The following is a 12,495-nucleotide window of genomic DNA, read 5'->3' as shown; positions in this document are numbered from 1 at the left end:
CTGGGGGCAGGGGAACCGTCACTGATCCCGGTACCCGTTTTGTCAGTAGTCGACCCGCGAAGGACCAACTATGAGCACGCCTCCAGCCACCCCGAACGAACCCGAGAACGGCAAGCCTGGCCCCGACGCTCCCCAGTACGGGCAGAACGCGCCGCAGTCACCTGCCGCCCCCCAGTACGGCCAGCAGCCCCCGGCCACGCCGCAGTATGGCCAAAACACGCCGCCGGCCGCTCCCCAGTACGGGCAGAACGCGCCGCAGTACGGGCAGCAGCCTCCCGCTGCTCCCCAGTACGGGCAGAACGCACCCCAGTACGGCCAGCAGCCTCCCGCTGCTCCCCAGTACGGCCAGCAGCCCTACGGCCAGGCGCCGCAGCAGTACGGCCAGTCCCCCTATGCCCAGTACCCGTCCGAACAGCCGCAGGGTCCCGGAGCCGGCGGGGTTCCGAAGATGGTCAACAATGCCTTCTGGATGATCATTGCTGCCGGCGCCCTCTGGCTCATCTCCCTTCTGGTCGCCATTCCCGCGCTGGATGATCCCGCCATGCGGAGCACGTTCGAGGAACAGATGCGGGCAGGCGGTGCAGACATCGATTTTGAATCGATCAAGGGCGTTGTCATCGGAACCATGGTTGTGATGGGCCTGATCGGCGCCGGGCTCTACGCACTGGTTGCCTTCAACGTGCGCAAGGGCAAGAACTGGGCACGCATCCTGGGCACCGTCTTTGCCGCCCTCTCGATCTTCAGCCTGCTTCCGCTCAGCATCGGCACCATCGCCGTACTGCTCGGGATCGCAGCCATCGTGATGCTCTACCTCCCGGCATCGGCCCCGTACTTCCAGAAGCAGCAGCCGTTCGGCGGTCCGTACGCCCAGCCGGGCAACCCCTACGGCCGCTAACTCACACCGAAGCACCACACCGAAGCACCACTGTTCCACACCCGGAGGGCGTGGACTCTGGACGGCACCCGCGGCATCAGTCGCGAGCCTCCGGAGTCCGCGCCCTCTGCGTTTGGCCGGCAACCTCTTGAGCGGAAATTGAGCCGCAAACTATGCCCAGAATGCCCTTCCGCGCGGTACCGTGTTACCAAAATCACGCTGGGGGCAGGTGAGGTGGCTGATCCCGGTGCCGATTACTGAGTAACCGACTCGCAAAGGATCACTAATGAGCACTCCGCCCGTCCCGCCGTCGTATCCCAGCGATCCAAGCGGCGGTTCCTACGGCCAGCAGGCACCGCAGTACGGGCAGGATCCGTCCGCCTTTGCGCAGGCGCCGCAGTATGCGCAGGCGCCCCCATACAGCCAGCCCGCGCCGCAATACGGCCAGCCCCCGCAGCAGTTCGGGCAGGCGCAGTTCGGGCAGGCGCAGTACGGGCAGGCTCAATATGCGCAGCCGCAGCAGTCCGGGAAGCCCCAGTACTTCGCCTACCCCTCGGAACTGCCGCAGCAGGGAAACTCGGGCACCGCCGCTCCCCCGCTGGTCAACCTCTCGTTCTGGCTGCTCATCGTCGCGTGCGCGCTCTGGGTGGGCTCCGTGTTCCTGTCAATAGGTTCCATCGACGACCCCGCGATGCGGAGCCAGTTCGATGCCAGGCTGGCCACCAGCGGAGCCGACGTGGATTTCGAGGCCGTGAAGGGCGTCATTGTGGGAATGGTGGTGCTGATTGCCGCCGTCGGCGTGCTGCTGTACGCGCTGGTGGCGTTCAACATCCGGAAGGGCCGCAACTGGGCCCGTGTCCTGGGCACCATCTTCGCGGCGTTCTCGCTGCTGGGCGTTCTGCAGATGGGACTCGGAACGCCGTCCATCCTGGCCGGCGTCGCGGCGATCGTACTCCTGTACCTCCCCGGGTCAGCGCCGTATTTCCGGAAGTACCAGCCGTATGCCGGCCCCTACGGGCAGCCGGGCTACCCCTACGGCCGCTAGCGGCGGCACTCCCAGGGCGGGATTACCCGACGGCGGGACTATTCCACGGCGGCAGACCCGGCGGCGGGGATTACTCGCCGTCGTCGGGGTTCTGGATCCGCTGGGCGTGGTAGGCCAGGATCTGCAGCTCGGTGGCCATGTCCACCTTGCGCAGGTTCACGCCCGGCGGCACCTGGAGCATCACGGGCGCAAAACTGAGGATGCTTCGCACGCCGGCCGCGATGACGCGGTCGCACACGCCCTGGGCCACGGCGGCCGGCAGGGCGAGCACCACCATGTTGGCACCGGTCCGCTGGAGGACAGGCTCCAGGTCCGCAACGTCGCTGACGCGCAGCCAGCCCACCTCGTTGCCCACCACCATCTGGTCGGCGTCAAAAATCGCCACCACGTCGAAGCCCCGCGATTCGAAACCGCCGTACCGTGCCAGGGCCTTGCCGAGGTTACCGGCGCCCACGATTGCCACTTTCCAGTCCCGGGTGAGCCCGAGTGCGGCCGAGATGTTGCGGCTGAGGTACTGCACTTCGTAGCCGACGCCCCGGGTGCCGTAGGACCCGACGTGCGAGAGGTCTTTGCGGAGGGTGGACGAGCTGACGCCGGAGGCTTCAGCGAGGGACTCGGACGAGACGCGTTCGACGCCTTCGGCCAGCATTGTGGTGAGGGCGCGCAAATAGATGGTCAGCCGGGCCACGGCTGCGGGCGGAATCTGCTTGGCCGCAGTTCCGCTATCCCCATGGACAGCCTCGGGGGATGAATCCAGCGAAGTCACTATCTGCTCCATTGCGTCGCGTTGTGAGTCCACTCTAGAGCCCCCTCCGCACTGCCAACAAAGCAGAAGTCGCTGCGCCTATTTGGCCACAGCCTGGCGTAGGATCCGCTCCAGCCGGGTTTCGTCGATCTTCCAGAAGTCCCGCTGGATGCCGTCCACCAGGACAACGGGGATCTCTTCGGCGTAACGCTCGCGCAGCTCCGGCTGGTTGTCCACCAGTTGTTCCGTCCACTCGAGTCCCAGTGCCGCTGTGACCCGTCCGACGGCGTCGCGCGCCGCCTCGCAGAGGTGGCAGTCAGCTTTGGTGATCAGGACGACGTCGGGTTTTGCCATGCCTTAACCGTAGCCCGGCCGCCACCCGGCTGCGACGGCAAGCCCGCGACAGCGTGGACTCGACGGCGTGGACTCGACCATTGACTAGACTCAAGTCATGCCCGAGGAGAAGTACGTCGCCGTAATCCGGCAGCCGGCCGGTGCGCTGCAGCACGGCGAGGCCGCCTTCTTCGACGTCGACAACACCCTCATGAAGGGCGCCAGCCTCTTTCACGTGGCCAGAAAAATGCATCAGCGCGGCGCGTTCACCCTGCCGCAGGCAGCAGGCATGGCCTGGAAGCAGTTCAAGTTCATTCTCCGCGGCGAGAACATGGATGACGTCCACGCGGTCCGGGACTCGGCCCTGACGCTGGCGGCCGGCATCACCGTGGAGGACATCAAAGCCCTTGGCGAAGAAGTCTTCGACGAAATGATCGAGTCCAGGATCTGGCCCGGCACCAAGGCACTGGCCCAGCAGCACCTCCGGGTGGGGCGCATGGTGTGGCTGGTGACGGCGACCCCCATCGAGGTGGCCACCGTGATTTCCACCCGGCTGGGCCTGACCGGGGCCCTGGGCACCGTCGGCGAAGTCAAGGACGGGGCGTATACCGGCCGGCTGGTGGGCGACATCCTGCACGGCCAGGCCAAGGCTGTGGCTGTCCAGGGCATCGCAGACGCCGAGGACCTGGACCTCAAGCGCTGCTGGGCATACAGCGACTCACACAATGACATTCCGCTGCTGAGCATGGTGGGCCATCCCGTGGCGATCAATCCCGACGCCCGGCTCCGCCGCCACGCCCGGGACAACAACTGGCCGGTGTACGACTTCCGCTCCGGACGCCGCGCGGCCACGCTTGGGCTGAAGGCCGCCACTGTCGGCGGCGCCGCCTACGGCCTGTGGCGGGGCTTCACCCGCTTCCGCGGCCCCACGGTTTAGGACTCCGCCGCGGCGGCCTGCCCGGACGCGTCCGGCGCAGCACTGCGGCCGGGACCTGTCCGGCCCAAAGAAAAATGCCCGCTGCCAAAGGCAACGGGCATCTCACGCTGTAGGAAGTATCTCTACTTCTTGTTACGGCGCTGGTGGCGGGTCTTACGAAGCAACTTGCGGTGCTTCTTCTTGGCCATACGCTTGCGACGCTTCTTAATAACTGAACCCACGAAAGTTCCTTACAAACTAGATGGAGTACCTGTCTGATGGAAGAGGTCCGTGGACTAGGCAACAGACTAAACAACAAACAGATTCTTACAATAACGAAAAACGTTCCCTAACAGGGTACCGCTTATCCGGCGCTCCCACTGACCGCCCGTCTGACCGCACACCTTGGTTGCGGCCGCTGCGGAGGTTAGGCGGTGTCCGTCTGGCCTTCCACAACAGCACCTTTGACGTACTGTTCGACGGCGGACTCGGGTACCCGGAAGGAGCGGCCGAACCGGACGGCCGGCATCTCTCCGGAATGGACAAGGCGGTACACGGTCATTTTGGAAACGCGCATGAGCTCGGCCACTTCGGCCACAGTCAGGAACTGAGCGTTCGAGAAGTTTGACTCTGCGGACATTTCCCTTATTCCTTTGTTAACAGCTGATAAAGGCAACCCCATTGAAACCCCATTGCGGTGTGCCGATGCTGAGCCATCAACCTACCCTGTGCTAGTTACTCTAGTGGCTGATGGTGCCATTGTGAAAGTCATTTTCAGTAACCACTTTCGCTGAACCACTAGGGACTTTCAGCCCTGGCAGGCGCCCCGGCGCTTGCGGGCTGACGACGCCAGCTGGCCCAGTACCGACGCCGTGACATCCCATTCCATGCAGGCATCCGTCACGCTCTGGCCGTAGACCAGTTCGTCCGTACCGGCGGCGTGCTCGGCCACGTCGAGGTCCTGCGCCCCGCCCACCAGGAAGCTCTCCAGCATGACGCCGGCAATCGCCGCGGCTGCCGCTCCGCCGTCTTCCAGTTGCGCGCCGATTTCAAGGGCCACCTCGGCCTGGCGGTGGTGGCTCTTGCCACTGTTGGCGTGGCTGGCGTCCACAATGAGCCTGGGGTTGAGCTGCTTGGCCGCCAGCTTGGCGGAGGCGGCTTCGACGTCGGCCGCGGAGTAGTTGGGTCCCTTGCGTCCGCCGCGGAGGATCACGTGCGTGTCCGGGTTGCCGGCCGTGGCCACCAGCGCGGCCCGGCCGTCGCCGTCGATCCCGAGGAACGCCTGGGAGGCCGCTGCGGCACTGCAGGCATCCACTGCCACCTGGAGGTCGCCGTCGGTCCCGTTCTTGAACCCGATGGGCATGGACAGCCCGGACGCCAGCTGGCGGTGGATCTGGCTTTCCGTGGTGCGTGCACCGATGGCGCCCCAGGACACGAGGTCGGCCATGTACTGCGGGCTGATGGGTTCCAGGAATTCCGTGGCCGTGGGAAGTCCAAGCGACGTGACCTGCTGCAGGAATCGGCGGGCTGCCCGCAGGCCGGTGGCGATGTCGTGGCTGCCGTCCAGGTGGGGATCGTTGATGAGGCCCTTCCAGCCCACCGTGGTGCGGGGCTTCTCGAAGTACGTCCGCATCACGATCAGCAGGTCTTCCTTGTGCTTCTCGGCCTGGCTCACCAGCCTGCGGGCGTATTCCAGGCCGGCCTTGGGGTCGTGGATGGAGCAGGGGCCCACGATCACCAGCAGGCGGTCGTCCACGCCGTCCATGATGGCCCGGACTTCGTCCCTGCCGCGTTCGACGACGTCTGCCACCCGGGCGTCAAGCGGCAGTTCCGCGATCATGTCCTGGGGTGACGGCAGTGCCTGGAATTCGCTGACGCGCAGGTTTGAGGTGGACTTGGAAGGCTGTGTTTCGGTGGCTGCTGCGGTGCTCATGGGTGCGGGGTCCTGTTCCGGAAGGTGCGGAGCGGGCCCAGATCAGAACCCGCCGGAGAAATGGCGAAGGGCAGAGAATGATCTCTGCCCTGTTGGCTCTGAAGGAAAGTTGGATGCGTGTCAGTTAGACGCGGGCCCCTCCAGAGCCAACGAAAAATACGCATACCAACGGTTAGTCATAGCCAAGACCATAACCGCGGAAACCATGCGCCGCAAACCCGGAGGCGTCACAAAACTCCACCGACGCCCTCCCCCGGCTCACCGCCCTCCCAACTGACTCGCACTTAACGCTCCGAAATCGCGTTTTCGGAGCGTTAAGTGCGAGTCAGTTGGGAGGCGTAGGCATTACCTGAGCAGCTTGCGCAGGTACTCGAGCTGGCGGTTCCACTGGTGTTCCTGGCCGCCCTCATGGTTGTTGAACCGGTACACCTCGATGTCCTTGGCCGGCGCCCCGCTGCCAGCGCCCGCGCCGTAGGCGTTGAAGCTGGCAAAAACGGTCGACGGCGGGCAGATGTCGTCCGCCTGCGCGGCCGAGAAAAGCGCCGGCGCCGTGGCCGCCCGGCCCAGGTTGACGCCGTCGAAGTAGTTCAGCACGGCGAGGATCGACTCATAACGGTCGCGGTGGCGCGCGAGGAATGCCGCGATTTCCGGATAGGGCCCGCGCGGGGTGATGTCGATGGCGCGGGGGAAGTCCTGCAGGAACGGCACGTCCGGCAGCGCGGCGATCACGCCGTCGAGCCTTCCGGCCGCAAGCCCGGCCACGGCAACGGTGATGCCGCCGCCCTGGCTGACGCCGGCAACCACTACCCTGGAGGCGTCGACGGCGGGATGCGCCTGCGCCGCCTCCACCGCGCGGAAGGCATCCACATAGACGCGGCGGTAGTAGTAGTCCTCGCGGCTTCCGGCGCCGCGGGTCATCAGTCCTGCGTGCGCCACGTCGCCGGCAGAGGGGTGCGGGTCGGCGGTGTGCCCCAGGAGTCCGCCGTAACCCTGCCCGCGGGTGTCCATGATGAAGTGCGCGTAGCCGGCCTGCGCCCACTTGGTGTCCTGGTTGGACAGCCCGCGCCCACCGGAATAGCCCACGTACTGCACAACGACGGGAAGCGGCTCGTCCGCCGGCCGGTTCGCCGGCAGGTGCAGCCAGCCTTTCACCGGGGAACCGCCGAAGCCCGCAAACGTGACATCGAAGGTATCAATCACCGTCAGGTAGTTGTCCACCGGTTCGAAGACGGCGTCCAGCGGGTACTCCCGAGCCTCGCTGATAGTGCGGTCCCAGAAGGCATCAAGGTCCGCCGGAGCGGTGACGCCGGACGTGTAGTTTCGGAGCTGCTCAAGCGGTAGGTCGAAGAGGGGCATGGGTATTCCGGTTCTGTGAAGCGGGCCGATAGGTAGGATGTTGTATCTTCTCAGGCGCGCAAGGCAGGTTCAACCGTCACGACGCCACGTTGAGGACCGTGTACCAGCGCGACTGCAGATGACGTTTTTGGACGCGCTACCCCACCACTCAGACCAGCGCCGCCTGGTAGCTTTCCAACGCCTGCGAGCCGCGCACCAGGGCCCGCAGCTCGCCAAGCCCTCCCGACACCACGCCTGCCGCCCGGGCCTGGACCAGCACGTTGCCGAGGGCGGTGGCCTCGACCGGTCCGGCGATGACGCGCTTTCCGGTGGCGTCGGCCGTGAGCTGGCACAGGAGCCGGTTCTGGGAGCCGCCGCCCACGATGTGCACAACATCGACGGGCACATCGGCGAGGCGTTCGGCGTCGGCGATGGTCCGGGCGTAACCCGCGGCGAGGCTGTCCAGGATGCAGCGGGTGATCGCGGCGGGGTTGTCGGTGAGGACCGCGCCGGTGTTGCGGACGGCCGCGCGGATCCGTTCAGGCATGTTGTCCGGGGCGATGAAGTAGGGGTCGTCGGCGTTGACCTGGGGTCCACCGAACGGCAGCGCGGCGGCGGCCGTGAGCAGCTCATCCAGCGTCGCCGTGTAACCCTGCTGAGCCCAGGTGCGCTGGCATTCGCTGAGCAGCCAGAGCCCACCGACGTTGCGGAGGTACCGGATGGTGCCGTCCACGCCGCGTTCGTTGGTGAAGTTCGCCTGCCGGCTCGCATCGCTGAGCACGGGCTTCTTCAGCTCGACCCCGACGAGCGACCATGTTCCCGACGAGATGTAGGCGAAGTTCCCATGTTCGGCCGGGACGGCGGCGACGGCGGACGCGGTGTCGTGCGATCCGACGGCCACCACTTTCGTGGCCTCGGCCAGCCCGGTGCGGGCGGCGATGCCGGGCAGCAGGGTTCCGACCGTTTCGCCGGGCTGGATCAGCGGCGGGAACAGCTTCTTGGGCAAGCCCAGGGCTGCCAGGAACTCGGTGGCCCACTCCCCCGCGACGGCGTCAAACAGGCCCGTGGTGGAGGCATTCGTTGATTCCGTACGCCGCTGCCCGGTGAGCAGGAACGCGATCAGGTCCGGGATGAGCAGGGCCTGCAGCCCGTCCAGGTCCTTCTCGGTGGCCAGCTGGTAGATGGTGTTGAACTGCAGGAACTGCAGGCCGGTGGTGGCGTAGAGACGGGCCGGGTCCAGTTTTTGGTGGACCCGGGCGACGGCGGCACGGGACCGGTCATCCCGGTAGCTGAAGGGCTGGGCGATGAGGTCCCCGGCCGCATTCACCAGGCCGTAGTCCACCGCCCAGGTGTCGATCCCGATGCTGCTGATCGTTTCACCGCGCTCCCCGGCGACACTGGCCGCGGCAGCGAGCCCGGTCAGCACCTCGGCGAACAGGGCGTCGAAATTCCAGCGCAGGCCGCCGTCGGACTCCACCACACCGTTCGGGAAACGGTGCACCGTTTCCAACGTCGCTTTGCCTTCAGAACCGGCGCTATCCGAACCGGCACGGCCGGAAACACGGCCGAGGATGACCCGGCCGGAGGAGGCGCCAATGTCGATAGCGACAAAGGCACCGCCGGCGAACAAACCGCCGCCGATATCGCTTGATGGCACGTTACTCATCGCAGGAAGGCGGCGGCGACGCCGGCGTCCACGGGGATGTGGAGGCCGGTGGTGTGGGACAGTTCGGCACTCGTCAGGACCGCGGCGGCGTTGGCCACGTGCTCGGGCAGGACCTCGCGCTTGAGCAGGGTCCGCTGGGCGTAGTACTTGCCCAGTTCCTGCTCATCCACGCCGTAGACCGCGGCGCGCTTTGCGCCCCAGCCGCCGGCGAAGATCCCGGAGCCGCGGACCACACCGTCGGGGTTGATGCCGTTGACGCGGATGCCGTATTCGCCCAGTTCGGCCGCGAGCAGCCGGACCTGGTGGGCCTGGTCGGCCTTGGTGGCGGAGTAGGCGATGTTGTTCGGGCCGGCGAACACGGAGTTCTTCGAGGAGATGTAGATGATGTCCCCGCCCATGTCCTGGTCGATCATGACCTTCGCCGCGGCCTTGGCCACCAGGAACGAACCCTTGGCCATGACGTTGTGCTGGAGGTCCCAGTCCTTCTCGGTGGTTTCCAGCAGCGGCTTGGAGATGGACAGCCCGGCGTTGTTGACCACCAGGTCCAGCCCGCCGAAGGCCAGCACCGCTTCCTGGATGGCCGCGGCGATCTGGGCTTCGTCGGTGACGTCGGCCTGCACGCCGATGGCGACGTCCGGGCCGCCGAGCTCGGCGGCGACAGCCTGCGCGTTCGCCAGATTCAGGTCGGCAATCACCACGCAGGCGCCTTCAGCCGCGAGGCGGGTGGCGATCGCCTTGCCGATGCCCGAGGCCGCACCCGTCACCAGCGCGATGCGGGTCGCGTGCGACTTCGGCTTGGGCAGGCGCGCCAGCTTGGCTTCCTCCAGCGACCAGTACTCGATCCGGAACTTCTCGGATTCCTCGATCGGGGCGTACGTGGAGACCGCCTCGGCGCCGCGCATCACGTTGATCGCGTTGAGGTAGAACTCACCGGCAACGCGGGCGGTCTGCTTGTTCGCACCGAAGGAAAACATGCCCACGCCCGGGACCAGCACGATGGCCGGGTCCGCGCCGCGCAGCGCCGGTGAATCCGGGGTCGCGTGCCGGTCGTAGTAGGCCTGGTAGTCCTCGCGGTAGTCGGCGTGCAGCTCATGCAGCCGGGCGATGGAGTCCTCCACCGAGGCGTCGGCGGGCAGGTCCAGGATCAGCGGCTTGACCTTGGTGCGCAGGAAGTGGTCAGGGCAGGATGTGCCCAGGGCACCGAGCCGCGGGTGTTCGGCGGCTTCCAGGAACTCAAGCACGACGGCGTCATCACTGAAGTGCCCCAGCTGCGGTTTGTCCGTGGACGCCAGCCCGCGGATCACCGGTGCCAGCGCGGCGGCCTTGGCCCGGCGTTCTGCTTCGGGGAGTGCGGCGTAGCCGGGAAGCTTCGCGCCGAACGGCTGCGGGCGGCCGTTTTCGGCGATGTAGTTTTCGGCCTGGTCGATGATCCAGAGCGAGTTGGCTTCCGCTTCCCCGCTGGTGGCGCCCCAGGCGGTGATGCCGTGGCCGCCCAGGATGGTGCCGACGGCCTGCGGGTTGGCGTCCTTGATCGCGGCGATGTCCAGGCCAAGCTGGAAACCGGGGCGGCGCCACGGCACCCACACCACCTTGTCACCGAAGATCTTGGTGGTCAGTGCCTCCCCGTCCACCGCGGTGGCAATGGCGATGCCCGAGTCCGGGTGCAGGTGGTCCACGTGCGCCACATCCACCAGGCCGTGCATCGCGGTGTCGATCGACGGCGCAGCGCCGCCCTTGCCGTGCAGGCAGTAATCAAAAGCGGCCACCATTTCGTCTTCGCGGTCCACCCCGGGGTAGACATTCTTCAGTGCGTTCAGCCGGTCCAGGCGGAGCACTGCCAGGTTTTCGGCTTTCAGGGTGCCGAGGTCCCCGCCGGAGCCCTTGACCCAGAGCAGCTGGACGTCCTCGCCCGTGACCGGGTCCTTCTCGGTGCCCTTCGCCGAGGTGTTGCCGCCGGCGAAGTTGGTGTTCCGCTTGTCCGCGCCCAAGCGGTTGGAACGGGCAATCAGGTCTTCAACAGTCTTGTTAGTCATGCTCTTATGCGCCCCATCCGGCCTGGTGACCGCCCACGCGGTCTTCGTTGATCTGTTTCTGGTAGCCGCTGGCCTTGAAGGCCGCCAGCGGGTCCGCGGGCAGGCCGCGGGACTCGCGCCAGTCGGCCAGGATGGGCCGGACGTCTGTGGAGAAGGCATCGTTGAACACGGCATTCGCGGCCAGGACATCGCCGGCGCGCTGGGCTTCGCCCAGGGCGGCGGTGTCGATCAGCAGCGCCCGCGCGGTCATTTCCTGGACGTTGAGGACGGAGCGGATCTGGCCCGGGATCTTCTCTTCCAGGTTGTGGCACTGATCCAGCATCAGGGCCACACCGGAGTCCTTCCCGAACCCGCCGCCGCGGATCACCTCGTGCATGATGCGGAACAGCTGGAACGGGTCCGCCGCACCGACGATCAGGTCATCATCGGCGTAGAAGCGGGAGTTGAAGTCGAAGGAACCGAGCCTGCCCAGGCGCAGCAGCTGCATGACGATGAACTCAATGTTGGTGCCCGGCGCGTGGTGGCCGGTGTCCAGGCAGACGAACGCCTTCTCGCCCAAAGCGAGGGTCTGGGCGTAGGACGTGCCCCAGTCCGGAACGTCGGTGTGGTAAAAAGCCGGCTCGAAGAACTTGTACTCCAGCACCAGGCGCTGGTTATCGCCCAGGGCGGCGTAGATCTCCTGCAGGGATTCGGCGAGGCGGTCCTGCCGGCCGCGCATGTCGTCCTGGCCCGGGTAGTTGGTGCCGTCCGCCAGCCAGATCTTCAAATCGCTCGAGCCCGTGGCGTGCATGATCTCCAGGCACTCGAGGTGGTGGTCGATGGCCCGGCGGCGCACTGAATCGTTCGAGGAGGTCAGGGAACCGAACTTGTACTCGTCGTCCTGGAACGTGTTCGAGTTAATGGTGCCCAGCCCCACGCCCAGGCCCGCCGCGTACTCGCGCAGGGCGGCGTAGTCATCCACCTTGTCCCACGGAATGTGCAGGGCAACGGTGGGAGCCAGGCCCGTCAGTTCGTGCACCTTCGCGGCGTCGGCGATCTTCTCCTGCACGGTCCGCGGGGTGCCCGGCGTGCCGAACACCTTGAAGCGGGTGCCCGAGTTGCCATAGGCCCAGGAGGGTACTTCGATGGCAAGCTCTTCCAGCCTGCCCAGCGCCGTTGCTACGTCATTCATGTTGGTTATTCCGGTCTCTTGTGTTGCTGCGGTATGGGGGTGGTGGTGCTGCGGCCCCGCTGCTGGAGCCTGGGTGACTCAGCGTGCTGTGGCCTCCGCCGCCGCAAGCTGATCGTCAAGATTGAAGACTTCTTCGAGGACCAGGAACCCTTCGTCGGGGGCTTGATCCGTGGTGTCCGGATTGTCAAAAAGAGAGGCCATCTCCGCCTGCCAGCGGGCGTTGACTTCCGTGAGCGCCATCCGCGCCCTCACGGCGTCGAAGTCGTCGCATTCCACGTAGCCCACCAGCAGCCCGTCCGCGCCCAGGAACAGCGAGTAGTTGTGCCAGCCCGCATCCTTGAGCGCGCTCAGCATCTCCGGCCAGACGGCCGCGTGCCTGCGCCTGTACTCATCGATCAGTCCCGGTTGGACGGAGGAGCGGAAACACACCCTCATCTGCGACTC

13 protein-coding genes are annotated in these 12,495 nt (G+C 66.3%); 3 read left to right on the top strand and 10 right to left on the bottom strand.

The window, feature by feature from the left end; genetic code table 11:
• The first annotated feature begins 70 nt into the window (after positions 1-70).
• Both AC07YR_RS09435 and AC07YR_RS09430 read left to right on the top strand, forming a co-directional pair.
• Positions 71-895 (top strand): MFS transporter, encoded by an 825-nt coding sequence (locus AC07YR_RS09435; RefSeq protein ID WP_436058494.1) that lies wholly within the window; start codon positions 71-73, stop codon positions 893-895.
• Positions 896-1,160: 265 nt separating this feature from the next.
• Positions 1,161-1,919 carry a hypothetical protein gene (locus tag AC07YR_RS09430; RefSeq protein ID WP_494733807.1) on the top strand — a complete coding sequence of 253 codons (759 nt, stop codon included), beginning with the start codon at positions 1,161-1,163 and terminating at the stop codon, positions 1,917-1,919.
• A 70-nt stretch (positions 1,920-1,989) separates the two neighbouring features.
• On the opposite strand, the gene AC07YR_RS09425 is transcribed toward AC07YR_RS09430, so the two are convergent.
• Together AC07YR_RS09425 and AC07YR_RS09420 are read right to left on the bottom strand one after the other, a co-directional pair.
• The gene (locus AC07YR_RS09425; protein ID WP_055804776.1) at positions 1,990-2,685 is read right to left on the bottom strand and encodes a redox-sensing transcriptional repressor Rex; all 696 of its coding nucleotides are present in this window, start codon (positions 2,683-2,685) and stop codon (positions 1,990-1,992) included.
• A 78-nt stretch (positions 2,686-2,763) separates the two neighbouring features.
• Positions 2,764-3,018 carry a glutaredoxin family protein gene (locus AC07YR_RS09420; RefSeq protein WP_043483637.1) on the bottom strand — a complete coding sequence of 85 codons (255 nt, stop codon included), beginning with the start codon at positions 3,016-3,018 and terminating at the stop codon, positions 2,764-2,766.
• Between the two features lie 97 nt (positions 3,019-3,115).
• Here AC07YR_RS09420 and AC07YR_RS09415 point away from each other — a divergent pair, with 97 nt between their 5' ends.
• A complete protein-coding gene (locus tag AC07YR_RS09415) occupies positions 3,116-3,934 on the top strand; it encodes an HAD family hydrolase (RefSeq protein ID WP_055804779.1) in 819 nt (272 codons plus the stop codon).
• 122 nt (positions 3,935-4,056) lie between these two features.
• On the opposite strand, the gene AC07YR_RS09410 is transcribed toward AC07YR_RS09415, so the two are convergent.
• From AC07YR_RS09410 to AC07YR_RS09375, 8 genes are all read right to left on the bottom strand, one after another.
• On the bottom strand, positions 4,057-4,155 hold the full coding sequence (locus AC07YR_RS09410; protein WP_003792170.1) for a 30S ribosomal protein bS22: 99 nt from the start codon (positions 4,153-4,155) through the stop codon (positions 4,057-4,059).
• Between the two features lie 185 nt (positions 4,156-4,340).
• A complete protein-coding gene (locus AC07YR_RS09405; RefSeq protein ID WP_055804781.1) occupies positions 4,341-4,553 on the bottom strand; it encodes a helix-turn-helix domain-containing protein in 213 nt (70 codons plus the stop codon).
• Between the two features lie 168 nt (positions 4,554-4,721).
• Positions 4,722-5,846 (bottom strand): 3-deoxy-7-phosphoheptulonate synthase, encoded by a 1,125-nt coding sequence (locus tag AC07YR_RS09400; protein WP_494733806.1) that lies wholly within the window; start codon positions 5,844-5,846, stop codon positions 4,722-4,724.
• A gap of 345 nt (positions 5,847-6,191) precedes the next feature.
• Positions 6,192-7,202, bottom strand: coding sequence for an acetylxylan esterase (locus AC07YR_RS09395; RefSeq protein WP_494733805.1), 1,011 nt, complete (start codon positions 7,200-7,202; stop codon positions 6,192-6,194).
• 148 nt (positions 7,203-7,350) lie between these two features.
• Positions 7,351-8,847: a rhamnulokinase gene (locus AC07YR_RS09390; protein WP_494733804.1), complete on the bottom strand. Its 1,497-nt coding sequence runs from the start codon at positions 8,845-8,847 to the stop codon at positions 7,351-7,353.
• Entirely contained in the window at positions 8,844-10,880 is a 2,037-nt protein-coding gene (locus tag AC07YR_RS09385; protein ID WP_494733803.1) for a bifunctional aldolase/short-chain dehydrogenase, read from the bottom strand. Before AC07YR_RS09385 ends, AC07YR_RS09390 begins: the two co-directional genes overlap by 4 nt.
• A 4-nt stretch (positions 10,881-10,884) precedes the next feature.
• Positions 10,885-12,051 (bottom strand): L-rhamnose isomerase, encoded by a 1,167-nt coding sequence (rhaI, locus tag AC07YR_RS09380; RefSeq protein WP_494733802.1) that lies wholly within the window; start codon positions 12,049-12,051, stop codon positions 10,885-10,887.
• Positions 12,052-12,129: 78 nt separating this feature from the next.
• Complete coding sequence (locus AC07YR_RS09375) at positions 12,130-12,486, bottom strand: L-rhamnose mutarotase (protein ID WP_494733801.1); 357 nt, start codon at positions 12,484-12,486, stop codon at positions 12,130-12,132.
• Positions 12,487-12,495: the final 9 nt, after the last annotated feature.

Source organism: Arthrobacter sp. GW460-12-1-14-TSB2 (genome assembly GCF_059423525.1).
The sequence above is the reverse complement of the archived record's forward strand: the minus strand, read 5'-3'. Positions and strand labels throughout refer to the sequence as shown.

Bases quoted from the DNA above. Each gene is read 5' to 3' on its own strand.
- AC07YR_RS09430 (WP_494733807.1), top strand. From the start codon at position 1,161: ATGAGCACTCCGCCCGTCCCGCCGTCGTATCCCAGCGATCCAAGCGGC.
- AC07YR_RS09395 (WP_494733805.1), bottom strand. From the start codon at position 7,202: ATGCCCCTCTTCGACCTACCGCTTGAGCAGCTCCGAAACTACACGTCC.
- AC07YR_RS09375 (WP_494733801.1), bottom strand. From the start codon at position 12,486: ATGAGGGTGTGTTTCCGCTCCTCCGTCCAACCGGGACTGATCGATGAG.
- AC07YR_RS09435 (WP_436058494.1), top strand. From the start codon at position 71: ATGAGCACGCCTCCAGCCACCCCGAACGAACCCGAGAACGGCAAGCCT.
- AC07YR_RS09415 (WP_055804779.1), top strand. From the start codon at position 3,116: ATGCCCGAGGAGAAGTACGTCGCCGTAATCCGGCAGCCGGCCGGTGCG.
- AC07YR_RS09390 (WP_494733804.1), bottom strand. From the start codon at position 8,847: ATGAGTAACGTGCCATCAAGCGATATCGGCGGCGGTTTGTTCGCCGGC.
- AC07YR_RS09400 (WP_494733806.1), bottom strand. From the start codon at position 5,846: ATGAGCACCGCAGCAGCCACCGAAACACAGCCTTCCAAGTCCACCTCA.
- AC07YR_RS09385 (WP_494733803.1), bottom strand. From the start codon at position 10,880: ATGACTAACAAGACTGTTGAAGACCTGATTGCCCGTTCCAACCGCTTG.
- AC07YR_RS09405 (WP_055804781.1), bottom strand. From the start codon at position 4,553: ATGTCCGCAGAGTCAAACTTCTCGAACGCTCAGTTCCTGACTGTGGCC.
- AC07YR_RS09420 (WP_043483637.1), bottom strand. From the start codon at position 3,018: ATGGCAAAACCCGACGTCGTCCTGATCACCAAAGCTGACTGCCACCTC.
- rhaI (WP_494733802.1), bottom strand. From the start codon at position 12,051: ATGAATGACGTAGCAACGGCGCTGGGCAGGCTGGAAGAGCTTGCCATC.